The 24,602-nt window shown below is 69.5% G+C and carries 24 protein-coding genes; 15 read left to right on the plus strand and 9 right to left on the minus strand.

The features are described from left to right. The first annotated feature begins 102 nt into the window (after nt 1-102). The 3 genes from ftsZ to ACZ48X_RS16970 all read left to right on the plus strand — a co-directional run bounded on the left by ftsZ (nt 103) and on the right by ACZ48X_RS16970 (nt 2,143). The gene (ftsZ, locus tag ACZ48X_RS16960) at nt 103-1,284 is read left to right on the plus strand and encodes a cell division protein FtsZ (RefSeq protein WP_336348580.1); all 1,182 of its coding nucleotides are present in this window, start codon (nt 103-105) and stop codon (nt 1,282-1,284) included. 202 nt (nt 1,285-1,486) lie between these two features. After that, complete coding sequence (locus tag ACZ48X_RS16965; RefSeq protein ID WP_336348579.1) at nt 1,487-1,699, plus strand: protein translocase SEC61 complex subunit gamma; 213 nt, start codon at nt 1,487-1,489, stop codon at nt 1,697-1,699. A gap of 6 nt (nt 1,700-1,705) precedes the next feature. Beyond that, on the plus strand, nt 1,706-2,143 hold the full coding sequence (locus ACZ48X_RS16970; RefSeq protein WP_336348578.1) for a transcription elongation factor Spt5: 438 nt from the start codon (nt 1,706-1,708) through the stop codon (nt 2,141-2,143). 111 nt (nt 2,144-2,254) lie between these two features. On the opposite strand, the gene ACZ48X_RS16975 is transcribed toward ACZ48X_RS16970, so the two are convergent. Continuing rightward, nucleotides 2,255-2,557, minus strand: coding sequence for a DUF7565 family protein (locus ACZ48X_RS16975; protein WP_336348577.1), 303 nt, complete (start codon nt 2,555-2,557; stop codon nt 2,255-2,257). Between the two features lie 54 nt (nt 2,558-2,611). Then, the gene (locus ACZ48X_RS16980) at nt 2,612-3,031 is read right to left on the minus strand and encodes a hypothetical protein (protein ID WP_336348576.1); all 420 of its coding nucleotides are present in this window, start codon (nt 3,029-3,031) and stop codon (nt 2,612-2,614) included. 96 nt (nt 3,032-3,127) lie between these two features. On the opposite strand from ACZ48X_RS16980, the gene ACZ48X_RS16985 reads away from it, so the two are divergent. Further along, nucleotides 3,128-3,889: a PHP-associated domain-containing protein gene (locus ACZ48X_RS16985; RefSeq protein ID WP_336348575.1), complete on the plus strand. Its 762-nt coding sequence runs from the start codon at nt 3,128-3,130 to the stop codon at nt 3,887-3,889. A gap of 31 nt (nt 3,890-3,920) precedes the next feature. Here the strand turns inward: ACZ48X_RS16985 and ACZ48X_RS16990 are convergent, their stop codons facing one another. Both ACZ48X_RS16990 and ACZ48X_RS16995 read right to left on the minus strand, forming a co-directional pair. After that, a complete protein-coding gene (locus ACZ48X_RS16990; RefSeq protein WP_336348574.1) occupies nt 3,921-4,445 on the minus strand; it encodes a metal-dependent hydrolase in 525 nt (174 codons plus the stop codon). Between the two features lie 108 nt (nt 4,446-4,553). Next, nucleotides 4,554-5,093 (minus strand): CinA family protein, encoded by a 540-nt coding sequence (locus ACZ48X_RS16995; RefSeq protein WP_336348573.1) that lies wholly within the window; start codon nt 5,091-5,093, stop codon nt 4,554-4,556. Between the two features lie 147 nt (nt 5,094-5,240). Between ACZ48X_RS16995 and ACZ48X_RS17000 the strand changes: the two genes are divergently transcribed. Together ACZ48X_RS17000 and ACZ48X_RS17005 are read left to right on the plus strand one after the other, a co-directional pair. Further along, on the plus strand, nt 5,241-6,341 hold the full coding sequence (locus tag ACZ48X_RS17000; RefSeq protein ID WP_336348572.1) for a pyridoxal phosphate-dependent aminotransferase: 1,101 nt from the start codon (nt 5,241-5,243) through the stop codon (nt 6,339-6,341). A gap of 231 nt (nt 6,342-6,572) precedes the next feature. Next, entirely contained in the window at nt 6,573-7,829 is a 1,257-nt protein-coding gene (locus tag ACZ48X_RS17005; protein WP_336348571.1) for an LVIVD repeat-containing protein, read from the plus strand. Nucleotides 7,830-7,897: 68 nt separating this feature from the next. Here the strand turns inward: ACZ48X_RS17005 and ACZ48X_RS17010 are convergent, their stop codons facing one another. Both ACZ48X_RS17010 and ACZ48X_RS17015 read right to left on the minus strand, forming a co-directional pair. Then, nucleotides 7,898-8,893, minus strand: a complete 996-nt coding sequence (locus tag ACZ48X_RS17010) for a hypothetical protein (protein WP_336348570.1) — start codon at nt 8,891-8,893, stop codon at nt 7,898-7,900. 209 nt (nt 8,894-9,102) lie between these two features. Beyond that, nucleotides 9,103-9,729, minus strand: coding sequence for a hypothetical protein (locus tag ACZ48X_RS17015; RefSeq protein WP_336348569.1), 627 nt, complete (start codon nt 9,727-9,729; stop codon nt 9,103-9,105). A 119-nt stretch (nt 9,730-9,848) separates the two neighbouring features. Here ACZ48X_RS17015 and ACZ48X_RS17020 point away from each other — a divergent pair, with 119 nt between their 5' ends. From ACZ48X_RS17020 to ACZ48X_RS17035, 4 genes are all read left to right on the plus strand, one after another. After that, nucleotides 9,849-11,093, plus strand: a complete 1,245-nt coding sequence (locus ACZ48X_RS17020) for an ArsA family ATPase (protein WP_336348568.1) — start codon at nt 9,849-9,851, stop codon at nt 11,091-11,093. 150 nt (nt 11,094-11,243) lie between these two features. After that, entirely contained in the window at nt 11,244-11,375 is a 132-nt protein-coding gene (locus tag ACZ48X_RS17025; protein WP_336348567.1) for a hypothetical protein, read from the plus strand. Between the two features lie 483 nt (nt 11,376-11,858). Beyond that, nucleotides 11,859-12,287, plus strand: coding sequence for an NAD(P)-binding protein (locus tag ACZ48X_RS17030; RefSeq protein WP_336348566.1), 429 nt, complete (start codon nt 11,859-11,861; stop codon nt 12,285-12,287). Further along, complete coding sequence (locus tag ACZ48X_RS17035) at nt 12,284-14,461, plus strand: amino acid permease (RefSeq protein WP_336348565.1); 2,178 nt, start codon at nt 12,284-12,286, stop codon at nt 14,459-14,461. The genes ACZ48X_RS17030 and ACZ48X_RS17035 overlap by 4 nt, the downstream gene beginning before the upstream one ends. 64 nt (nt 14,462-14,525) lie before the next feature. Here ACZ48X_RS17035 and ACZ48X_RS17040 read toward each other — a convergent pair whose 3' ends face one another. Continuing rightward, entirely contained in the window at nt 14,526-15,110 is a 585-nt protein-coding gene (locus tag ACZ48X_RS17040) for an NUDIX hydrolase (protein WP_336349652.1), read from the minus strand. Nucleotides 15,111-15,253: 143 nt separating this feature from the next. Between ACZ48X_RS17040 and ACZ48X_RS17045 the strand changes: the two genes are divergently transcribed. Further along, entirely contained in the window at nt 15,254-16,696 is a 1,443-nt protein-coding gene (locus tag ACZ48X_RS17045) for an alpha/beta hydrolase (protein ID WP_336348564.1), read from the plus strand. Nucleotides 16,697-16,789: 93 nt separating this feature from the next. After that, nucleotides 16,790-17,716 (plus strand): PhzF family phenazine biosynthesis protein, encoded by a 927-nt coding sequence (locus ACZ48X_RS17050; protein WP_336348563.1) that lies wholly within the window; start codon nt 16,790-16,792, stop codon nt 17,714-17,716. Nucleotides 17,717-17,791: 75 nt separating this feature from the next. Here the strand turns inward: ACZ48X_RS17050 and ACZ48X_RS17055 are convergent, their stop codons facing one another. Then, complete coding sequence (locus ACZ48X_RS17055; RefSeq protein WP_336348562.1) at nt 17,792-18,451, minus strand: hypothetical protein; 660 nt, start codon at nt 18,449-18,451, stop codon at nt 17,792-17,794. Nucleotides 18,452-18,618: 167 nt separating this feature from the next. Between ACZ48X_RS17055 and ppsA the strand changes: the two genes are divergently transcribed. Further along, nucleotides 18,619-20,934, plus strand: a complete 2,316-nt coding sequence (gene ppsA / locus ACZ48X_RS17060) for a phosphoenolpyruvate synthase (protein WP_336348561.1) — start codon at nt 18,619-18,621, stop codon at nt 20,932-20,934. Nucleotides 20,935-21,000: 66 nt separating this feature from the next. Here ppsA and ACZ48X_RS17065 read toward each other — a convergent pair whose 3' ends face one another. After that, nucleotides 21,001-21,918, minus strand: coding sequence for a site-2 protease family protein (locus ACZ48X_RS17065; protein ID WP_336348560.1), 918 nt, complete (start codon nt 21,916-21,918; stop codon nt 21,001-21,003). 196 nt (nt 21,919-22,114) lie between these two features. Between ACZ48X_RS17065 and ACZ48X_RS17070 the strand changes: the two genes are divergently transcribed. Both ACZ48X_RS17070 and mfnA read left to right on the plus strand, forming a co-directional pair. Then, nucleotides 22,115-23,308, plus strand: a complete 1,194-nt coding sequence (locus ACZ48X_RS17070; protein WP_336348559.1) for a DUF7537 family lipoprotein — start codon at nt 22,115-22,117, stop codon at nt 23,306-23,308. A 155-nt stretch (nt 23,309-23,463) separates the two neighbouring features. Next, entirely contained in the window at nt 23,464-24,540 is a 1,077-nt protein-coding gene (mfnA, locus tag ACZ48X_RS17075) for a tyrosine decarboxylase MfnA (RefSeq protein ID WP_336348558.1), read from the plus strand. Nucleotides 24,541-24,602 lie beyond the last annotated feature (62 nt).

Here is a 24,602-nt window from a genome sequence, read left to right on the forward strand (position 1 = left end):
CGGTGATTACCGCGCTCGTGTCGCCCGCGAATTTTCCGTCATGCGGGCGTCTGACAGAGAGGGGAAACGTAATTACCCTCCATAGAATAATGAGGGTCAAGGATGGATTCGATCGTCGAAGACGCGATAGACGAGGCCGAAGGCGGGGAGGACCCCGGGCGTCGACAGGGAGGGGACGACGCCCCTGACCCAACCCCGTCACGGGAGTCGGGGACGATGACTGACGACCAACTCGAGGACGTTCTCAAGGACCTGCAGACGAACATCACCGTCGTCGGCTGCGGTGGGGCCGGTGGGAACACCATCAACCGCATCCACGAGGAGGGCATCACGGGCGCGAAGCTCGTCGCCGCGAACACCGACGTCCAGCACCTCTACGAGATAGAGGCGGACACGAAGATCCTCATGGGCGAGGACAAGACCGGTGGGCGTGGCGCGGGTTCGCTCCCGCAGGTCGGCGAGGAGGCGGCGCTCGAATCCCAGAGCGAGATCTACGAGTCCATCGAGGGCTCGGACATGGTGTTCGTCACCGCCGGGCTCGGCGGCGGCACCGGTACCGGCTCCGCGCCGGTGGTCGCGAAGGCCGCTCGCGAAGCGGGCGCGCTCACGATCAGCATCGTCACGACGCCGTTCACTGCCGAAGGCGAGGTGCGACGGACGAACGCCGAAGCCGGCTTGGAGCGCCTGCGTGACGTCTCCGACACCGTCATCGTCGTCCCGAACGACCGCCTGCTCGACTCCGTCGGGAAGCTCCCCGTCAAGCAAGCGTTCAAGGTCAGCGACGAGGTCCTCATGCGTTCCGTGAAGGGCATCACGGAACTCATCACGAAGCCCGGCCTCGTGAACCTCGACTTCGCCGACGTCCGCACCGTCATGGAACGCGGCGGCGTCGCGATGATCGGGCTCGGCGAGTCCGACTCCGACGCGAAGTCCAAGGACTCCGTCACGTCCGCACTCCGCTCGCCGCTGCTCGACGTCGACATCTCCGGAGCGTCGAGCGCGCTCGTGAACGTCACCGGCGGGAACGACATGAGCATCGAAGAGGCCGAGGGCGTCGTCGAGGAGATATACGACCGCATCGACCCCGACGCACGCATCATCTGGGGGACGAGCGTCGACGAATCCCTCGAAGGCCGGATGCGGACGATGATCGTCGTCACGGGCGTCGACTCCCCGCAGATCTACGGGAACGGCGACGACGGCGAGACGCAGGTGTCCTCGCAGCCCCAGGCGCAACGCGAGCAGATGCAGCAGGGCGGCAGCGACATCGACTTCATCGAGTAATCGGTTCGACGGACCGCGTCGACGACTCCATTCCTCCTCGACGACCGCGCTCGGAGCGACGGCTCGGGTGACGAGCGCGACGGCTCGGTCGCCGACCACGACGGCTTCGTCGATTCGGGTTCGTGCGCGCGGACCGCCCGTGGGGGCGGCCGCGCCGTGGCAATGCAATAGATAGAAAAGCGAGCGCGTCGAACCGACCCGCATGGAATTACCGACGGAGCTCTCGTCGTACGTTCGCGTGCTCAAGTTGGCGAGCACCCCGTCCTACACCGAGTTCTCCCAGATCGCGAAGATCGCGGGCGCCGGCATCGTCATCGTCGGCATCCTCGGGTTCATCATCGCACAGCTCATGGGTTTCCTCGTCGTCTCGTTCATCCAAGACGCCGCGACCGGTGCCGCACTCGCTCCCTGGTGATCTCGCATGCCGATATACGCTGTCAAGACCACGGCGAGCCAGGAACGAACGGTCGCTGACATGATCATGAACCGCGAGATGGAGGACATCCACGCGGCGCTCGCGCCGGATTCGCTGACGAGTTACGTGATGGTGGAGGCGGACGACTCCGGTATCATCGAGCGCGTGCTCGAGGAGATCCCGCACGCGCGAGGTATCATCCCCGGGGAGTCCGACATCAGCGAGGTCGAGCACTTCCTCTCGCCGACGCCGGACGTCGAGGGCATCGCGGAGAGCGACATCGTGGAGCTCATCGCGGGGCCGTTCAAGGGCGAGAAGGCGCAGGTGCAGCGCATCGACGAGGGCAAGGACCAGGTCACCGTCGAGCTGTACGAGGCGACGGTCCCGATTCCGGTCACGGTCCGCGGCGACCAGATCCGCGTGCTCGACAGCGAAGAACGGTAGTCGGTTTCCTCGGAGTTCGTTCGCGTTCTCGTCGTTCGACTTCGAGCGGTGAGCGTCGCGACCAGCTCTTCTGACCGTCGACGCGGCGAGGCGCGGTCGGCGGCGCTATGACTACGACGGGTGTGCGTCGCCGTTGAGGCGTTCGACGACGGCGTTCAGGTCGGCTTCGGCCTCGATGGCGTCGCGGACCTCCTCGCGGTCCCGTACTTCCTGTGCGCTGGCGCCGTAGGCGCGGACGTACTCGGCGCGCGTGTGTTCGCTGAACGCGTGCCGGATGGCGAGGTAGCCGTCGGGGACGACGGTCCCGCACACCTTGCACTCGCGGCGTTCGTGCTCGTTGGTCTGGTGGACGATGGCGTCCTCGGGCGTGTCGTAGACGGCACCACAGTCTTCGATTCCGCATTCCCAGGCCATTCGTTGGTGCTCTCTTGGACGGTGGTCGTCTTGAAGGTTGTCCGAGCGTCGTCGTCAGGTGAGCGCGCGGACGCGTTCGTCGACGCCGAACGCGACGGCGGCGTGGGCGGCGAGGAGGGCAACGCCGACGAGTGGGACGCCAACGACCAGTTGCGTGAGCGGGTCGGGTGGGGTGAGCGTGGCGGCGGCGAGGAAGGAGGAAACGACGGCGACGACAGCGGCCGTGGCGACGCGGTTGCCCCAGCGGTCGGTGGACGTACCGGCGCGTGCGACGCCGATGACGACCGCGAGCGTCACGACGCCGACGGTTGCGGCGAGGACGGCAAGTGCTGGCGTGGTGAGCGATTCGAACGGCAGCGAGATGGCGTCCGTCGGTGGGGCGGTCGCGGCGAGCGCGAGCGGCGCGCACAGCGCCGCGGTCGCGGCGAGCCAGAGGGCGGCGAGACCGAGCGGCGACGGAGAGTCGGATGTCATCTACTTCCCGGTTCGTCGTGCGCTGAAAAAACTCCGGCGAACCCCGGTCGCGGTTTCGTCGCGCTTATGCTTGCCGCGTGGATTCGACCGAGTAACATGGGGGTCGACGAGTTCCGGGTGGACGCGCACGTGAAGGTGCTCGACGAGGGCGTGGTCGAGCGCGCGAAGCGCCGCGGGCTGGACGCGCTCGTCTACGCGCCGCACTTCGAGCAACTCCCGACGATCCGGGAGACTGCTCGACGGTACAGCGACGACGACCTCGTCGTCGTCCCGGCTCGCGAGGTCTTTACGGGGACGTGGCGGAACCGCCGGCACGTGCTCGCGCTCGGCCTCACCGACCCGGTCCCGGACTTCATAACGCTGGAGGCGGCGATGGCGGAGTTCGCCCGGCAGAACGCGACGGTGCTCGTCCCGCACCCGCGATTCCTGAACGTGAGCCTCGGCTACGAGGAGATACAGCGGTACAGCGACCAGATCGCGGCCGTGGAGGCGTACAACCCGAAGCTCGTCGGCGGATGGGCCGACCGCGCGAAGCGCCTCGTCGCGGACTTCGACGTGGCGCCGTTCGGGTCGTCGTACGCGCACCTCACGGGGAGCGTCGGCGAGGCGTGGACGGCGTTCGACCGCGAGCTCTCGAACGCGAGCGAAGTGGTGGCGGCGTTCGCCGCGGACGCGCCGCGGCGCGTCGGGCGTCGGTCGTCGCTCTCGCATCGCGCGCGGAAGGCCGCGGAGTTCGCGCACCTCGGCGTCGAGAACACGTGGGAGAAGGTCGACCGCATCTTCCTGCAGGGCACCGAGCCGACGCACCCGCGCCACCTCCTGTACGACGGCCGGTTCGACGACGCAGCGGTCTACTGACTCGCTGGCGGCGAGGTCGCGGGCGTCGGCGTCACTGGATGCCGCCGATGGCCTGTTCGACCGCGGAGAGCTGGAAGTCGAAGTTCGGGAAGAGCACGAGCGCGAACAGCGCGAACACGGCGAGCTCGAACGCGGTGATGGCGACGGTCATGAGGTTCGCCCATTTGCTCGACGTCTTCACGCCGATGGGGAAACCGGTCTCGTTGGAGGAGAGCGGATAGAACAGTGCGATGCCGCGCTTGCTCCCGAGGACGTCGAGGACGTAGTGGGTGGCGATGCCGATCCAGACGTACTCGAGGTTCCCGAACTGGTTGGCGTACAGGATGGCGACTGCGAGCAGCGGGAGGTTGTGAAGCGTCTTCCGGTGCTTGCCGAACTCGGTGTCGATGTCGGGGAGCAGTGCCCCGAGGACGATGGGTGGGAAGAACTTCGCGATCTCGATGACGAGCGTGAGGAGGTCAGCTTGCACGCTGGCCTGGTCGCCGAGTGGCGCGGTGATGAACGGCAGTCCGATTCCGAGGAGTGCGCCGTTGATGAGGTGACCCTTCTTGTTCATTCGGTACGCGTTGAGTGTCGACTACTGTGGCTTAAGTGTACGTCCTCGGTGCCGTCGGAGTCCGACGTGCGTCTGACGCTGCCTGCGACCGACGCGGTCGGATATCGGTCAGTCTTCGGTGGCGGTGACGGCGTCCAGGAGCGCGTCGAGGGCGGCGTCGACGGTTCGCTCGCGGACTGTGGTGCGGTCGCCGTCGAACTGGTAGCGGTCGGCGGTCGCGAACGACTCGCCGCTCCCCCACGGCGCGGCGTACGCGACGCCGACGTAGACGGTGCCCACTGGCGTCTCGGGGGTGCCGCCGCTCGGGCCGGCGACGCCGGTGGTGGCGACGCCCCACGTCGCGTCGGCGGTGTCGCGGACGCCCTGAGCCATCTCCCGGGCGACGGGCGCGCTCACCGCGCCGTGCTCGTCGAGCGCCTCCCGGCTGACGCCGAGGCGTTGCTCCTTCGCGCCGTACGCGTACGCGACGACGCCCTGCTCGAAGTAATCGGACGCCCCCGGAACCGCGGTCACGCGCGCGCCGACGAGGCCGCCCGTGCAGGACTCCGCGACCGCGACCGTCGCGTCGCGCTCGCGTAACGCCGTGCCGACGCGCTGGGACCGTGGATACTCTGCCGACGCCGTCCCTCCATCGTCGTCCTCGTTCATGCGTCCGCGTTCGCTCGGGAGGGATTTGAACGCTCGCACCGCGAGCGAGCGCGGACCCACGGGAGACGGCGACGAGGGGTCCTGGCGCTCGCGGCGGGCGCTTGCTGGCGCCGAAAGCTACAGGCGGCGGGCGCGCGGAGTCGACGTATGGAGTACGAGACGCCGCTTTTCTTCCACGTCATGTCGTACGCGAGTGACGCCGACCGCGACGTCGTGGACATGGTGAGCGGGAACCCCGACTGGGAGCCGCCTGAGGCGCTCCGCGACGGCCTCCGCGAGTACGCGGACTTCGACGCTGACCGGTTCCAGTACGCGCCGAGCGAGGGCCTCGCGCACCTCCGCGAGGAGATCGCGGACAGGCGCGGCGTCGACCCCGGGCAGGTCGTCGTGACGAACGGCGGCGGCGAGGCGAACTACCTGGCGATGGCGCGAGCGCTCGAACGCCAACCCGGCGGAGAGGTGATACTCACCGACCCCGTCTACCCGTACTATCCGGGGAAGACGACGATGCTCGGCGGCGAGCAGACCTTCGTGCCCGCGGAAGCAGACGGCCAGCTCGACCCCGAGCGCGTCCGCGAGGCGGCGAGCGACGACCTCGCGGCCATCGTCGTGAACTCGCCGAACAACCCGACGGGCGCAGTCTATCCGCGCGAGACCGTCGAGGAACTCGCTGCAATCGCGGAAGCACACGACGCCATCCTGGTGAGCGACGAGGTGTACGACCACTACGACCTCTCGGGGTCGTTCGTGAGCGCGCTCTCCGTCGACAGCGACCACCGCGTCGTGACGAACTCGTTCTCGAAGACGTTCGCCGCGACCGGGCTCCGCGTCGGGTACGCGGTGTTCCCGCACGACCTCGTCGAGGACGCGAAGAGCCGACACATGCTCGTGAACGTCGCGACCACGCGCCCCGGCCAGCACGCCGCGTACCGCGCGCTCCGCGAGACCGACCCCGCGTACCACGAGGCGAACCGCGAGTTGCTCCGCGAGCGCGTCGACGCGTTCACGAGCGCCCTCGACGACGCGGGCGCCGAGTACACGGTCCCCGACGGCGCGTTCTACGTCCTCGCGCGCTTCGATGGGTTCCCGGGAACCCTGGGGAACGTCGAGCGCCTCGTCGACGAGGCCGGCGTCGCCGGGATGCCCGGCGAGGCGTTCGGGACCGCGTACGACGACTGGCTCCGGTTCGCGCTCGTCACGCCCCGCGTCGAGGAAGCGGCCGACCGGCTCGCCGCCTACTTCGATTGAGTCCCTGCTGGCTGGCCGCACGTCGTTCGTGGCCGCGGCGGGAGAGTAACTGAGAGCCCGAGCATCCCCGGCCGTCAAGTGCCCACAGCCGGACGAACCGTCGAACGTATCACGCTGCTTTATATGACAACCGAATGCTTACGAGCGACGCGGTCGACCCATCGGACGGATACCGATACCCATCACCGATAGTGGCCGCATCGTGTTTCGATCGACGCTCCAGAATACGCCATGACAGACCACGCACGCCTCACGCGCCGTACTGCAATCAAAACGAGCGGATTGCTCGCCGCTACCGCCCTCGGCAGCACCGCGTCCGCGGACCCGCCGGGGAACGGGCGGCGAGACGACACGCTCCGCCTGTTCTCCGAAGCGGCCGTCCCTGGTGCCCTCGAGGTCAGTACGCAGGGAACGCTCGCGTACGTCGCCGTCGGCGACGGGCTCGCAGTCGTCGACTGGCACAACCCGAACCGACCGGCGGTCGTCGGCGGCATGACCGCGTCCGCCCCCGCGGGCGGCATTCTCGACGTGAAGGTCGACGGCGACCTGGCCGCGCTCGCGAGCAACGGCGGTCCCGGCATCACGCTCGTCGACGTGAGCGACCCCACCGACCCGACCGAACTGGCGTTCGTGGACGTCGGGCACCACATCCACAACTGTTTCCTCGACGACGGGTACGCATACCTCACGGTCAACGAGTCCGGCGACGCCGCGTTCAGCGAGTCGCGGACGACCATCGTCGACGTGAGCGACCCGACCGACGCCGCGGTCGTCGGCGAGTACCGACTGAAGGACGACTTCCCGGCGTTCGCGCTCGGCGGACAGGCCGCCTGCCACGACGTCTACGTGCAGGACGACGTCCTCTACCAGGCGTTCTGGGACGCGGGCGTCGTCGTCGCCGACGTCAGCGACCCCAGCGACCCCGAGTTGCTCGCTCAGTTCGGGAACGCCCCCGACGCGGACGACCCCGGGTTCGACGGCGCCGGCTACCTCACGCGACCGGGGAACGCGCACTACGTCCAGCCGTCCCCTGACGGCGACCTCGTGTACGTCGGGGCCGAGACGTTCCCCGGCAACGTCGTGACGAACCCCGAGGACGAGGACTACGGCGGCATCCGCATCTTCGACGTCTCGGACGGCGACGACCCGCGTCAGGTCGGCGAGATCCGGCCGCCGAGCGTCGACGCGTTCCGGACGTCCCACAACTTCGACGTCACGGCGAACCGCGTCCACGCGTCCTGGTACGACGGCGGCGTGACCGTCCACGACGTCAGCGACCCGACGAACCCGGAGACCCGCATGCGCTACCGGACCGAGGACACGTCGTTCTGGGGCGCCGTCGCCGAGCGCGGGTTCACGGTCGCGAGCGACATCGGCGGCGGGCTCGTCGTCCTCCACGAGGACCGCGGCCGACAGTCCGCGCCCGGCTTCGAGGGGACCGGAAGCCCCGACACCCCCATGCTCGGGATGGGCGCCGACGCGTACTGATAGACGGCGTCGACGCCCCTCGCAGTTCGTTCGGTTCCCGTTTCACCGCGAGCGCAGGGGCGTTGGAGCTACCAGTCGTCAACGTTCCACTCCCAGCCCCAGCCGCTGTCGTCACCGGCATCGTCGTCGTCCTCGGTCGCATCGTCCCAGGCGTCCGCCCAGGTGTCGCCCCACTTCTCCGCGACGCCGCCCCAGCGTTCGCGGCAGCGTTCGCGGAGCGCGTCCGGGAGGTGCTCGGGCGCCAGTCGGTCCGTCTCCGGGTCCGCGTCGGTCTCGAACCCGGCGGGTTCGGCGGGCGCGCCGCCGCGGTCGGCTGGCGCGCCGTGCCCGTACACGGCTTCGTCGGCGTAACTCCAGACGTGCAGCATCCAGGGCGTGCGACACGGCCACTCGAACGCCAGGCCGTCCGCCGCGCGGAACTTCGCCCACGCGTACCGGCCGGGGACGCCGACGTGCGCGTGCCACGGCGTGCACGAACCGTCGCTGGTCTCGTACGTCGACGGCGGCGGGTCGAGGCGCTCGCCGTCGGGTGTCGCGACGAACATCACGCCCATCGGCCGCCAGTACTCGTGGTCGACGAGCACGGATTCGGGACGGGACGGGTCGACGACACCGTCGTCGGCGACGTACGCGGGCTTCAGCCAGTGCGAGTAGACGACGTCCTCGACGAAGAAGTCGAAGTACGGGACGAAGCCGTCGTCGATGAGCGCGCCGACCGTCGGATACTGGGATTCGAGCGCCGTCCGAACGCGATACTGGAGCTTCCGCGTCTCCGGGTGTCCGTCGCTGCAGACGTCGTGGAGCGAGTGGTCGTAGTGCGTGACGCTCGGTTCGACCGTCGCGTCCGGACAGTCCACGTCGAGCGAGCGCGGAGCCGTCGAGTCGCTGGCGGTCGGCGCAGTCGTCCCGGCTGCATCCCGTCGCGCGCTCCCGGAGGAACTCGCGACGACGCTCGCTGCTCCGACGCTCGTGCCGGCGACCTGCAGCAGTCGACGCCTCGACACCCCGCGTTTGCTGGTCGTTCGCGACCCGCCGTCGTCCGTTCCCGAATCTCCTCGTGACATGGTCGAGACTGCTCGGAGCCCACGCACTCGACCCTCTTCGTTAATCGTCCGTAACCTCGGTGAACGCTCGCGTACCGCCAACGGACGTAGCGACGACCACACGTCGCTTCGCTCCACCGCTCAGACTGCCAGCCGGTCCGAAACACTCGCTTACCTCCTCTACCGACCGCCACTGGCTGCTGTCGGCCGCCACCGACGGTCACGGGCGGCTATCGACTGGCGTCTGGTGGCTCGACGACGTCGAACTCGGTGCCGATGACGAGGTCGTGCTCGACCCCGTTCGAGCTGGCGTCCACCGGGTTGATACCCCAGAAGACGAAGCGGTAGCGGCCGGGTTCGACGGGGCCGCAGACCCGCACGCTATCGCCGAGGAGCGACGTCTCGATGCCCTCGCGGTCGAACGGGAACGTCCACCGGAAGCCCTCGCCAGGGGCGTGTTCGTGGCCGGGTTGCGGGCCGCCGTAACCACCCCACTCGTTGCCGAGAACGGTATGCCAGCGGTCGCCGACGCGATGGTGGATGTCGCGCTTCCACCGTAGGCCAGTGGTTCTGGATTCGGTTGACTCGTTCACGAGCGAGACCGTGAGGGAGTCCCCGATGGCGACGACGTCGTCGCTCTGGAGGACCATCCCGTCCATCGGGCCGGAGCCGCGGACGACGAAGTACGGGTCGGCTTTCTCGGCGTCGCCCGGGCACGGTTCGATGGCGGCGTTGAACTGCTCGGCAGGGGTGCGGTCGTCGTCGATGAGGGCGGTCGTGGTTCCGGCAACGCCCAGGGCGGCGGCGGTGCCGGCGGCGGCGCGGGCGAGGAGACGGCGGCGGGGGACGCGCGACATTCGTTCCACGGGTGCGTCCACCGACCTAAAGGGCCTTGGGGTGCCTGCACGCCCTCGAGGGGTATCCGTGCTCGGTCCGGACCGGGAAGTACACAAGTGCGAGCGGCCAACCCGCCTGTATGAGTGACATCGACGTCTCGCCGGTCGACGAGGTCGAGGACGAGGACGGTGACGGGTCGTCGAGCATCGACGTGGACGTCGTCGACGACGCAGGGAACGAACCGGGGACGCGCACGACCGAGGACGTCGCGCTCGACGGCGTGGACGCGCCCGAGTACGTCCTGTACGGCGGGAAGGGCGGTGTCGGGAAGACGACGATGGCGGCGGCGACGGCGCTCGCGAGCGCGAGCGACGGCACGAAGACGCTCGTCGTCTCCACTGACCCCGCGCACTCGCTGTCGGACACGCTCGGCGTGGACGTCCCCGCCAAGCCCGGGCGCGTCCGCGAGGACGTCCCGCTGTGGGGCGCGGAGATAGACCCGGAGGTCGCCGCGGAGGAGGGCGTGGACGCGCTCGGGTTCGCGGGCGGCGACGGCGGGTCGGACCCGTTCGGTGACGACGCCGGGACGGGCGCAGGTGGCGCGGGCACCGGCGGCGCCGGCGGTGCGAACGCGGGGGGCCCGTTCGGGGACGCGAGCGGCGGCGCCGGCCCGATGGGTGGTCTCGGCGAACTGCTCGGTGGCGACGACCCGATGGGGTCGCTGATGGGTGGCGCGATGCCGGGCGCGGACGAGGCGGCGGCACTGCAACTGCTCCTGGAGTACATCGACGACCCGCGGTTCGAGCGCGTCGTCGTCGACACCGCACCGACTGGACACACGCTCCGCCTGCTCGAACTCCCGGAGGTCATGGACTCGATGGTCGGCCGGATGCTCTCGCTCCGCGAACGCCTCAGCGGGCTCATGGACGGCATGATGGGGATGTTCGGGGACGACGACGAGAGCGAGGCGGCGATGGGCGACCTCCGCGAGCTCGCGGACCGCATCGAGGAGCTCCGTGCGGTCCTCCAGGACCCCGCCCAGACCGACTTCCGCGTCGTCATGATCCCCGAGGAGATGAGCGTCATCGAGAGCGAGCGGCTCATCCGCCAGCTCGAGGACTACTCGATTCCGAACGACACCGTCGTCGTGAACAAGGTGATGGAGGACCTCGCGGACGTCACGGACGACGTGGACGCGACCGAGTTCGTCACGCCGGACCTCGACGACTGCGAGTTCTGCCAGCAGCGGTGGTCGGTCCAGCAGGGCGCGCTCGCTCGCGCCCAGGACGTCTTCCGCGGCCACGACGTCAAGCGCGTGCCGCTGTTCGCCGACGAGGTCCACGGCGACCGGATGCTCCGCGTCGTCGCGCACTGCCTCGACTGACGAACGCCCGTTCCAGACGGAGAAACCCGGATTGGTTGGTCGTACGTTTACCGTATTCGTTCAACACGACTAGTGTTTAACGAGCTTCTAGGACTGGTGGGGTGTTTGTCCACCAAACTTATCCGTTCGTCTCGCAAGTGATGTGAACGCATGACACGGACGACAGGCGAGTCGTCGACGCCCTTCGACGGGGTCGACGCCGGCACGGACCTGGCCGCGACGACGCGCTCGGTGGGGCCGACCACCGGCGAACTACCGGCAGTCGCTGGGGTGATGACCTGACCCGGCCGCGAAGCTTTCGGTCGAAGTCTCTGTGAGTCAGTCCATCTGACGGTCGCTGCCGCCCGCTCCTGGCATCGGGCGACCGATGCGACCGCCAGCGCGATTCGGGGGAACGAGACGCGAGGGAGTGCGACGCGGAGGGGGATTCGAGTGCGTGCGGACGCCGGCGTTCGGGAGCGTCCCGCGAACGAGTATCTGAAGCGACGACGCGACCGAGCGTGCGAGGCGACGACGCCAGCCTGTTCTCGTGGTCGGTCCGTAGGGTGTAACCCGGATAGTCCTGCGTTCGAGGAACGAAACGAAGGCGCACCGTCGCGCCACAGCGAAATTGAAGACTTGGTATTATGCTCTTAATTAACTCCGGAATAAGGATTATAACGGACTTTATTCTCGGTCTTTCAGAAAAATGCGCGGGTTTATGCTCTCTCGTCCGATAGTGACTGGTGGCGCTCGCGGTTCCCCTCGGGAGCGACCACAGCAACGATGTCACTCGAACGACCCACGCTCCCGTTCAACGGGGTCAGACAGGAGGAACCGCATCCAGACCACCACGTTCTCGGCGGCGGTCACGTCGGGGACGCCATCGCCGACCGGCTACGGACCGACGGCCAGGTCGTCGCTCGCGTCGACGAGGCCGCGGTCACGACCGACGGCAGTAGCGTTCGCGGCGACCCAGCGGACGCCGCGACGCTCTCGACCGCCGAATTGACCGACGCCGACGCCGTCGTCGTCGCCACCGGGTCCGACGCCCGCAACCTGCTCGTCGCCCAGCAGGTGCGCGCGCACTTCGACGTCGAGCGCGTCGTCGTCCTGACTCACCACCCGGAGCGAGTGACGTCGATGGCCGCGGCGGGCCACGAACCCGTCTGCGTCACGACCGCCGTCGCGGACGCCGTCGCGAGGACCGCATGAAGGGCCTCGAACGCGACCTCGGGCTCCCCTCGGTGCTCGCCATCAGTATCGGCGCGATGATCGGGAGCGGCATCTTCATCCTGCCGGCGCTCGCGCTCGAGATAGCCGGGCCGGCCGTCATCGTCGCGTACCTGCTCGCCGGCCTGCTCGTCATCCCGGCGGCGCTCTCGAAGTCCGAGATGGCGACCGCGATGCCGGAAGCCGGCGGCACGTACATCTACATCGAGCGCGGCATGGGGCCGCTGCTGGGCACCATCGCGGGCGTCGGGACGTGGTTCTCGCTGTCGTTCAAGGGCGCGCTCGCGCTCGTCGGCGGCGTCCCGTACCTGCTGCTGCTGTTCGACCTGCCGCTCAAGCCCGTGGCGCTCGCGCTCGCGGCAGTGCTCGTGCTCGTGAACGTCGTCGGCGCGAAGCAGACCGGCCGCCTCCAGACCGTCATCGTCGTCGTGATGCTCGCCGCGCTCGGCTGGTTCGCCGCCGGGAGCGCGCCGAGCGTGCAGGCGGGGAACTACGCGAACTTCTGGGGTGACGGTATCGGCGGTCTGCTCGCCGCGACCGGCCTCGTGTTCGTCTCGTACGCGGGCGTGACGAAGGTAGCGAGCGTCGCCGAGGAGGTCGAGAACCCCGGGCGCAACATCCCGCTGGGCATCCTCGGGTCGCTCGCGTTCACGACGCTCCTGTACGTCGGCATCGTCGCCGTCCTCGTCGGCGTCACCGACCCGGGGAGCGTCGCCGGGTCGCTCACGCCCGTCGCGGTCGCCGCCGAGCAGACCCTCGGGAACGTCGGCGTGCTCGCGGTCGTCGTCGCGGCCGTCCTCGCGCTCGTCTCCACGGCGAACGCCGGTATCCTCTCGTCGTCGCGCTACCCGTTCGCGATGAGTCGCGACTCGCTCGCGCCGCCCTCGCTCTCAGCCATCAGCGAGCGGTTCGGGACGCCCGTCACGTCCATCACCGTCACGGGTGCCGTCCTGCTCGCGCTCATCGCGTTCGTCCCCATCCTCGAGATCGCGAAGCTCGCGAGCGCGTTCCAGATCATGGTGTTCGCGCTCGTGAACCTCGCCGTCCTCGCGTTCCGGAACGGCTCGACCGCGTACGAGCCCGAGTTCGAGTCGCCGCTGTACCCGTGGATGCAGGTGTTCGGCGTGGTCACGGGCGCACTGCTGCTCACGCAGATGGGGACGATAGCGCTCGTCGGCGCGGTCGTCATCGTCGTCGGGAGCGTCGGCTGGTACCTCGTGTACGTCCGGCCGCGCGTCTCCCGCGAGGGCGAGGCGCGGAAGGCGGTCCGGCAGCAACTCGGCGAGCACGCGCTGACGGACGTCGCCGCGACCGAAGGCGAGGCCAGCGACGTCCTCGTCGCGTTCACGAAGCCCGTCGGTGCGGACCGAGAGCGCGCACTGCTCTCGCTCGCCGCGGACCTCGTCCGCGAGGACGACGGTCGCGTCGTCGCGGTCCGGTTCCAGGAGATCCCCGACCAGGCGCCGCTCACCGAGCACGCGACCGTCCAGTCCACCGAGGACCGGTCGTTCGAGGCGCGCGTCGACGCGCTCGGCGCGGAACTCGACGTCGACGTGGAGGCCGACGAGATCGTGAGTCACGACACGAAGCACGCCATCGTGAACTTCGCCGCGAAGCGCGGCGTGGACTCGATCCTCGCCGAGCACGAGCCGCTCCGGCTCCGGTCGCGACTCCTCGGCGACCCCGTCGACTGGGTCGTCCGGCACGCGGGCTGCGACGTCCTGCTCGTCGACAACCTCGGGTACGACCGCCCCGCGGACGTCGTCGTCGTCGGCGAGGGCGGCCCGTACGAGCCCACCGCGGTGACCGTCGGGAACGCGGTCGCGGTCGCGAACGACGCCCGGCTCTCGCTGTGGCGGCCGACCGGCGAGACGGCGGCGACCGAGGACGGCGCGGGCGCCGGCGTCGCGTACGAGTCCGAGCTATCGTCGATGCTCCCCGCGTCGGTGTCGCCCGGGACGTACCGGCCGGACGGCGGGCAACTGCCCCAGGGCGACGTCGTCGTCCGTCGCGGCGCCGACCACCGGGTCCGTGCGGCGCTGTTCGAGGACCGGCCGGCGGTCCCCGCGACGAACTGCACGACGGTGACGGTGTTCCCGCGCTCGGAGCGCCGTCCCGGGTTCGTCCGGCGCGCGCTCGAACGCGTCGTCTTCTGACCACCGGCCGCACGAGCGGTTCCGGATGGCGCCTACGCGAGCCGGTTCTTGTGGTCTCGCGTTCCTACGCCAACCGGTTCTCGCGGTCCATCTTGTCGGGCGCGCGCCAGTCCGTCGTGAGTTCGAGGAACTGCACGAGGATGCGCGCGGTCGCGCCCCAGATGGTGTAGTCGTCGACGTGGAAGTAGTGGACGACGACCTCGCCGTACTCCGGGTGGTCGCGGCGCTCGACCTCGTAGTTCTCCGGGTCCAGCAAGTCGTCGACGGCGACGACGACGACCTCGGCGACCTCGCGCTCGTCCGGCCGGTACGTCCGGTCGGGGATGCGTGCGACCACGGGCGTCACCGCGTACTCGGTGATGGTGCGGATGTCATCGATGCGCGCGACGACCTCGGTCTCCTCGGGCGCGAGCCCGATCTCCTCGAACGCCTCGCGGAGCGCGGTCGCCTCGATGTCCTCGTCCTCGGGCTCGCGGCCGCCGCCGGGGAAGCTCATCTGGCCGGGGTGCTTGCCGAGCTCGTCGCTGCGCTTCGTGAACAGGAGGTAGTCGCCGTCGGCGCGCTCGACGACCGGGATGAGGACGCCAGCGTCCCGCGGCTGGTCGGTGACCGTTATCGGGTCGAACGCGCGAACGCGAGCGAGGTCCATCGGGAGTTCGGGTCGTGCTACGAGCGCGACCCGTATAGCGTTCACTCCTCGCGCAACCACGCTGCGGGTTCGACGCCCGTCGAGCGACGGCGGCGACCGCCGGCACCGAAAACGCAAAGCGGCGATTCGACGAACTCCCGTGTATGTCCCCGTCCGACCTCCCGCGGCGGCGCGTGCTCGCTGGCGCTGCCAGCGTCGCAGCGACTGCGCTCGCCGGCTGCGCCGGCGACGGCCAGCCGACCGAGACGAGCACCGACGCGACGACGGCCCCAACCACCGTCGCGACGACCGAGGCAGCGACCGCGACCGAACCGACCGCGGAGGAGACGACCGCGGAGCCGGTGACGGACGCGGAGCGCGTCGCCATCGCGAAACGCGTGACCGAAGAACTCGCCGGCGGCGAGTTCCACGCGGTCGTCGGCCGGTTCGCCGACCAGTTCGAGGGCCAGGTGTCCGCGAGCGCCATCGCGGACCCGTGGCGACAGTTCGCGGGCGACCTCGGCGCGTACCGCGGGGCGACAGTCGCCCAGCAGGGGTCGAGCCAGGGGTACCCGTTCGTGGCGTTGCGCGCGACGTTCGAGCGCGGCGTCCTCCTCGTCGTCGTGACGTTCACCGGCCGCGACCTCGCCGGCCTGAACTTCCGGCCGACCGACGCCGCGTACGAACCGCCCGCGTACGTCGACAGCGAGGCGTTCGTCGAACGCGAGCGCACCGTGCCGTCGCCCGCGTGCGACCTCGATGCGACGCTCTCGCTCCCGGACGCCGCGGTCGACGACGGCGAGACCGTCCCCGGCGTCGTGCTCGTTCACGGCTCCGGGCCGAACGACCGGAACCAGTCGTTCGGCCCGAACCGGCCGTTCCAGGACCTCGCGTGGGGGCTCGCGTCCCGTGGCGTCGCCGTTCTCCGGTACGACAAGCGGACGTTCGCGTGCGACGTCGCTCGCTCGGACGGCCTCGACCTCGACGACCTCACGGTCGACGACGCCGTCGCCGCGGTCGACGTCCTCCGCGGCGAGGACGCGGTCGGGCCGGTCGCGGTCGTCGGGCACAGCCTCGGCGGGATGGCTGCGCCCCGCATCGCGACTGCGGCGGAGACCGCGGGGATGGCGTCGCTCGCCGGCCCGGCCGGGTCGCTCGCGGCGCTCATCGAGGTGCAGATCGAGTACCTCGCGAACGTCGACGGCGCGGTGAGCGACGCCGAACGCGACCGCATCGAGGCGGTCGACGCCGCGGTCGACCGCATCCAGGCGGGCGACCTCGGCGACGACGAGGTCGTCCTCGGGTACCACGCGAACTTCTGGCGGCAGCTCGCCGCGTACGACCAGACCGCCGTCGCCGCCGACCTCGACGTCCCGCGATTCCTCGCGTTCGCCGGCCGGGACTACCAGGTCCCGGTCGAGCGCGAACGCCAGCCGTGGGCGGACGCACTCGCGGACGCCGGGAACGCGACGTTCCGGACGTACGCGACCGCGAACCACCTGTTCCTGCCGGGCGAGGGGCCGTCGACGCCGAGCGAGTACCTCCAGCCCGGGAACGTCCTCGAAGCGCTCGTCGACGACCTCGCCGCGTGGACCGGTCGACTGTGACGACCTCGCCGCGTGGACCGGTCGACTGTGACGACCTCGCCGCGTGGCCCGCGGACCTGTAGCTTCTTGAGGCGGCCGTCCCTCCGCGTAGTCGTGACCGACCACGACACGCCCGATCACGACACGCGACGGGTGGCGCTCGTCGACGCGTTCACGACCGAACCGCTCGCGGGGAACGCCGCCGGCGTCGTCCCGGACGCCGACGACCTCGACGCCGAACAGATGCAGGCGGTGGCGCGCGAACTCTCGGTGAGCGAGACCGCGTTCCTCGCGGGGAGCGACGACGCGGACCGTCGACTGACGTACTACTCGCCGACGCAGGAGGTCGACCTCTGCGGGCACGCGACCATCGCCGCGCACGGGTTCCTCCGCGAGGACGACGAACTCGACGCGGGCACGCACACCGTCGAGACGAACGTCGGCGTGCTCGACGTCGACGTCACCGACGACGGAATGGTGTGGATGACCCAGGACACCTCGTCGGTCCAGCCCGTGGACGTCGACTACGAGCGCGTCGGCGAGGCACTCGGCGTGGACCCGGCCGCGTTCCAGGACGTCGGCGCGGACCTCTCCGCCGCGGTCGCGTCGACGGGCCTCCCGTTCCTCGTGATTCCCGTGAACTTCCTCGAGCACGTCGGCGACGCCACGCCGGACGACGACGCGGTCGAAGCGCTCGCGGACGAGTACGACGCCGCGGGCGTGTACCTGTTCACGTTCGACGCGCTCGACGCCGACAGCACGCTGCACGCTCGCGCGTTCTGTCCGAGCCTCGGTATCAGCGAGGACCCCGTCACCGGTACGGCGAGCGGCGCCGTTGGCGCGTACCTCCGGCAGGCTGGCGCGTTCACGGACTTCCCGGACGAACTCGTCTGCGAGCAAGGTCACTACCTGGACCGGCCGGGGACGGTCCGCGTCCGCGTCGACGGCGGCGAGGTCCGCGTCGGCGGGGAGGCGACCGTCGCACTCGACGGCGACCTTCGCGTCCCAGAGTACGAGACCGACGACATCCTCGAAGCGTAAACTCCTCGAACGCTCGACCCCCGCGAGAATGACCGCCTGGCGTCTAACCGAGCGCCACGGCGGCGCCCACCGCGGTCAGTTCGCGCTGCCGTCGCCGCCGTCGGTCGACCCGCTCTCGCTCGACCGGGACGCGCGCCGGTTGCTCTTCCGGTTCGACTCCCGGCCGCCAGCCGCGTCCGTGGACGCTCCGCCCGACGAACTCGCGCCGTCGCCCGTGCTCGCGTCCTCGCTCTTCGACCCGCGACGGCGCGACCGTCGGCCGCCGCTCTCGCCACTCGCGGACGCGCTCTGGCCCGACGCCCGACCCGCGCCTGCGCCGCTCGACGCACGCTCGGCGTCCGAGAGCGCCTGCTCGTGACGTTTCACGTCCGACTCGACGCTCGAGATGCGGTCGTCGACGTCGCTCAACACCGCGCGCTTCACGGCCTCCGCGTCCGCGCCACCGCCGCCACCACCGACGGCGTCGGCGACCTTCCCGATGGTCACGACGAGCGCGACGGTCTTCCCGACCTGCCAGACTATCACGCCGACGACCGCGAGCGCGACGAACGTCGTCGGGTTCGCCGCCGCCACCGCATCACCCCAGTTCTGCGGGGCGTCGCTCAACACTATCTGGGCCGCGTCGCCGAATCCGAGCCACGCACCGACGCCGACGATTCCCAGGCCCACCACGGCCGCGAGCGTCGCGAGCACCTGATGGAACGCGACGTACTTGACGGTCTGCTTTGCGTCCATGCGAGAACGCTCGCGGGACAGTCGTATTAACTCTGGGGCCCGAGGTGACAGCGAACTTACCGGCCGTCTCGCGCCGCCGCTGGCGCGCATTAACGCGTCCGCGAGTGAAATTACATTCGCTGGTGTCGGAACCTTCTTGGTCGTCTCCGGCGCAGGACCGGACACAGATGGCAGTACTGTGGCTGGACGACATCAGAGCCAGCGACCTCGAACGCGTCGGCGGGAAAGGCGCCTCACTCGGTGAACTGACCGGCGCCGGACTCCCCGTCCCTCCAGGGTTCGTCGTGACCGCGGGCACGTACCGACGGTTCATCGAGGAGGCCGGCATCGCCGAGGACCTCTTCGAAGCGGTGGACGTCGACGTCGACGACACCAAAGCACTCGCCGCCGCCCAGGAGCGCGCGAGCGAACTCATCCTGAACTCGCCGTTCCCCGACGAGCTCCGCGAGGAGATCCTCGGCGCGTACGCCGACCTCGGCGACGGCGAGGAGTTCGTCGCCGTCCGCTCGTCCGCGACCGCGGAGGACCTCCCGGACGCGTCGTTCGCGGGCCAACAGGAGACGTTCCTCAACATCACCGCCGAGGACCTCCTGGAGCGGGTGCGAGAGTGCTGGGCGAGCCTGTTCACGCAACGCGCGATCTACTACCGGAAACAGCAGGGGTTCGAGCACTCGGACGTCAACATCGCCGTCGTCGTCCAGCAGATGGTCGACGCGGAGAAGTCCGGCGTGATGTTCACCAGCCATCCCTCGACGGGCGAACCGAAGATGATCGTCGAGTCCGCGTGGGGGCTCGGCGAAGCGGTCGTCTCCGGGTCCGTGTCACCGGACAACTACGTCCTGGACCGCCAGACCGGGACCGTCGAGGAGGTGACGGTCGCGGACAAGAAGGTGATGATGGAGAAGGACGAGGCGACCGGCGAGACCGTCGAACGCGAGGTCCCCGAGGGCGACCGCGAACGGCGCGTCCTCACCGACGAGGAACTCGACGCGCTCCGCGACCTCGGCGAGACCGTCGAATCGCACTACGACACGCCACAGGACGTCGAATGGGCGATCGTCGGGGACGACGTCTACATGCTGCAGTCCCGCCCCATCACGACCATCGCCGAGGAGACGGAGGACGCTGGCGACACGCGCGTCGACGCGGACGTCGGCGTGAGTAACGACGACGGCACCACGAGCGGGACGACGACCGACGGCGGGAAAGGGGACGTCCTCGTCTCCGGCCTCGGCTCCAGTCCCGGTATCGCGAGCGGTGCGGCGCGCATCGTGAAGAAGCTCGACCAGCTCGACAAGGTCGAGGAAGGCGACATCATCGTCACGGAGATGACGACGCCGGACATGGTGCCCGCGATGAAGCGCGCCGCCGGTATCGTCACCGACGAGGGCGGGATGACGAGTCACGCCGCCATCGTCTCGCGCGAACTCGGCGTTCCCGCGGTCGTCGGCGCGGGCGACGCGTCGACGACGCTGACCGACGGCCAGGTCGTCACCATCGACGGCGACAAGGGCACCATCCGCGCCGGCGCGGTCGAGACCGACGACGAGCAGCGCGAACCCGTCGAGGAGGTCCGCCCGCAGTCGCCCGTGAAGCCGATGACCGCGACCGAAGTGAAGGTGAACGTCTCGATCCCGGAAGCGGCGGAGCGCGCCGCCGCGACGGGCGCGGACGGCGTCGGCCTCCTCCGCATGGAGCACATGATCATGTCGACGAACAAGACGCCTGAGCGATACGTGGCCGATCACGGCGTCGAAGCGTACGTCGACGAGATCATCGACGGCATCCAGCGCGTCGCCGAGGAGTTCTACCCGCGGCCGGTCCGCGTCCGCACCCTGGACGCGCCGACCGACGAGTTCCGCCAACTCCAGGGCGGCGGTGACGAACCCGAAGAGCACAACCCGATGCTCGGCTACCGCGGCATCCGGCGGAGCATCGAGAACCCGGAGACGTTCAAGCACGAGCTCGAAGCGTTCCGGCGGCTCTGGTCGATGGGGTACGACAACGTCGAACTCATGCTCCCGCTGGTGAACGACGCCGAGGACGTCGTTCGCGCGAAACAGCTCATGGTCGAAGCCGGTATCGACCCCGCGAAGCGCAAGTGGGGCGTGATGATCGAGACGCCGAGTTCCGCGCTGTGCGTCGAGGAGATGGCCGAACAGGGCATCGACTTCGCGAGCTTCGGGACGAACGACCTCACGCAGTACACGCTCGCGGTCGACCGGAACAACGGTCGCGTCGCCAGTCGCTTCGACGAACTCCACCCCGCGGTCCTGGAGCTCATCGGGTCGACGATAGAGACGTGCCGCGAGCACGACGTCAAGACCTCCATCTGCGGGCAGGCCGGTTCGAAACCGGAGATGGTGCAGTTCCTCGTGAACGAGGGCGTGTCGAGCATCTCCGCGAACATCGACGCGGTCCGGGACGTCCAGCACGAGGTCAAGCGCGTCGAGCAGAAGCTCATCCTCGACGACGTCCGCTGACCGCAGACCGGTTCTTCTCCCGTCGACGCCGGTGGCGCGATTCGGCAACGAGCGGGCGAGTCGCTCTCAGAGCACGGTCGGGCCGACGACGACGAACGCGACGATACCCGCGGTGAGCGCGCTCGCGGCCACCCAGACGGCGCGAGTGTCGCGGATGCCGACGGCGTCACCGGCGAGTTCGAGGACGACGCGCGTCGCCTTCCCGCCGTCGAACGGCCAGATGGGGAGCGCGTTCAGGACGGCGAGGTTCGCGTTCAGGAACCCCGTCCAGAAGAGCGCGTTCACGGCGACGCCGAGTCCCGCGACGTCGGCCGCCGTCGGCGCGGCCGCGGTCGTGTACAGCCACCCGAAGTACGCGAGGTACGCGTCGGTGACGGCGCCGACGCCGACGACGAGGAAGCCGACGCCGACGAGCGCGGTGACGGCGACGTTGTTCGCGACGCCCGCGGCGAACACTCGCAGCCGGCCGCGTGCCGGGACGGCGTCGAGCGATTCGGCGGGCTTGGCGTACGCCGCGATGGGGAGCACGCCGAACAGGAGTGCGACGCCGAGCTCGTCGAGGTCGACGCCCTCGATACGGAACCCGATGGCGTGCCCGCCCTCGTGGACGACGGTCGCGACCAGCAGCGCGAGCACGACGTACCCGGTCGCCGCGAGCGGCATGAAGTCGTTCACGCCCGGGATCGCGAGGACGTTGTTCGCCTGATTCGCCGCCGTCGCCTCGACGTCCCGCGTCGCCACCGCAACCGCGACCCAGCCGACGGCCGCGAGCCCGCTCGCCATCACGACCGCGAGTATCGCGACGCCGACGTCGTGCCAGCGTCGCCACGGCCCGCGGTCGGCGACCGCGTCCACGACCCCGTTCCCGCGGTCCGAATACAGGTAGAGCGTCAGGAACCCGACCTTCAGGCACCCCGGAAGCCTGTCGTTCACTCGCGACTCCACGGCCTCGAACCCTCGCTTCGCGCGCTCGAACGCCTCCATCCTTCCGATACCGTACTCGCTTGTATCAATTCAGTTCACCGGTCGTTCGACCGTCCGGCCGGTCGACGACGCGACCACGACGTCGCACCTCACAGCTCGACGCACGACTTCGCCGCTCGAATCACCCGCGGTACCGTCCGCGAGAAGCGTCCCTCGAACCAAGAGATACTTAGGCGCGGACGGGTGCAGACGATACATGGACACATCGAGAACCCTCCTCGTCGTCGCGGTCGTCGCGATGGTCGCGCTCGCCGGATGCAGCGGCGGGCAGACCACGTCGACGGCGCCGACGGCGAACGGGACGACCGACCCGGGGACGACCACCGGGACCGACGGCGGTGACGGCAGCGACGGGAACCCGCTCGAAGGCATCGACACGGCCCCGTGGATGACCGGGAACGGCGTCAACGGCACCCGACTGCTGTCGGCGCACTTCGGATCCCTCTCGGGGACGAGCTACCGCGTCGAGACCGCGCAGAACTCCTCTGGACTGCTGTCGCTCCAGCGCGACGGCGTGCAGCGCGTCGCCGAGAACGGCGACACCATCTACGAGTACGATACGCGAACGAGTCGCGGGAACTCGACGACGCGCGCGTTCGTCAACGACACGTGGGTGCTCACGGAGACCGCGAACGACACGCGGACCGTCTACAGCGACTACCGCGTCGACGGAAGCATCCAGTCGCTGAACTACACCGAGCAACTCGTCCAGTACGTCCGCCTCGGGAACTTCACCGTCAACCGGACCTATCAGGTCGACGGCGAGACGCGCATCGAGTACGTCGCGTCCGGTCCGTCCAGCGTCCAGGGCGCGCAGGCCATCACGTCCTTCGACGGTCGGTTCGTCGTGAACCCGGACGGTCGCCTCTACGAGCTCTCCGTCGCCGCGGTCCAGGAGGCCCAGTACGGGAACGCGACCACCGAGTTCGAGTTCGAGCTCGCGAAGGTCGGCGGCGTCGACGCGTCCACGCCAGCGTGGGTGTCGACCGCCCGACAGCAGGCGACGACCGTCGACTTCGACTACGAGTACAACGGGAGCGTGCTGAAGATCACGCACGAGGGCGGTGACACGGTCGCGGCCGGGACGCAGGTCGTCATCACGCCGCAGGTCGGTCGTGGTGTCGCGTACACGACGCTCCCGGCGAACTTCAGTGCGGGCGAGACCATCTACGTCACCGCGGCCGGCGGTCGACAACTCAACGTCTCTTTCGAGCCCGTTCCGAAGCCGGAGACCGGTATCGGCGGCGCGATCAACCTCGCGATGTACGGCTCGAACGGCGAGGTCGTGATGCGGACGGGAGTCGGACCGACGGCGAACGCGAGCACCGGCGTGGTCGCGCCGGTCGGTGAACCCGGTATCGTCGGGGACACGGGCGCCCCAATCGCATAGACCCTCGACTCACCGGCTCAAACGCCCGAATGCGGATGATCCCTTCTCGCGATATTGTGCTTCTAGCGCTCGGTGCCTTCCGGGTGGAGTCCGGCGCTCGTGGTCGAGAGTTCCCGAAACAAAACTGATAAACTCTCCACGACGAACGTGTTGGTATGCGCGGCCAGCCACAGGACTTCGACCGGGTGCTCTCGTCGATGTGTACGGAACCGCACCCGGTCGCTCGCGAGGCCGCCGGCGAGTTCCTGGCGACGAATCCCGGTGACCCGGCGACGTACCAGACCGTCTCCGACCTCGAGGACGAGGTCGTTGCGATGCTGGGCGAGGTCGCCGGCGTCGACGACCCCGCGGGGTACGTCGCGTCCGGCGGGACGGAGGCGAACATCCAGGCGGTGCGGATGGCGCGGAACCGCTGCGTGACGCACACGCCGAACGTGGTCGTGCCCGAGAGCGCGCACTTCTCGTTCAAGAAGGCGGCTGACGTCCTCGGCGTCGAGTTACGCGTGACGCCGCTACGGGACGACCGACGCGCGAACGTCGGTGCTGTCGAGCGGTTCTGCGACGAGGATACCGTGCTCGTCGTCGGCGTTGCGGGGTCGACTGAGTACGGGCGCGTCGACCCCATCCCGGAACTGGCGGCGGTCGCGTCGGAGTACGGCGCACTCATGCACGTCGACGCTGCCTGGGGCGGGTTCGTACTGCCGTTCTCGGGGCACGAGTGGAGTTTCGCGGACGCGTCCCTGGACACGATGACGATCGACCCGCACAAGATGGGGCAGGCGGCGATTCCGGCTGGCGGGTTGCTCGCTCGCGACCCGGCGCTGTTCGACGCGCTCGCGGTAGATACGCCGTACCTGGAGTCGACGTCGCAGGCGACGCTCACTGGCACGCGCTCCGGTGCTGGCGTGGCGAGCGCGCACGCGGCGATGACGGAACTCTGGCCGGACGGCTACCGCGAGGAGTACGAGCGCCAGCAGGCGAACGCCGACTGGCTCGCGGACGCGCTCGCGGACGCCGGCCTCGACGTCGTCGAGCCGGAACTTCCGCTCGTCGCCGCGAGCATCGACGACGTCGCGTTCGAATCGCTCCGGGACGCCGGCTGGCGGCTCTCCCGGACGGGGAACGACGAACTCCGCGTCGTCTGCATGCCCCACGTCACGCGCGAGATGCTGGAGTCGTTCGTCGCGGACGTCGAGACGGTGACGGCGACGGTCGCAGCGGACGGCGGCTGAGACCGACGGCGTCCGGTGTCTCGGCGACCGGCGGTCGTCGGCGTTCGGGGGTCGTCGGTCCA

Source organism: Halorubellus litoreus (assembly GCF_055378595.1).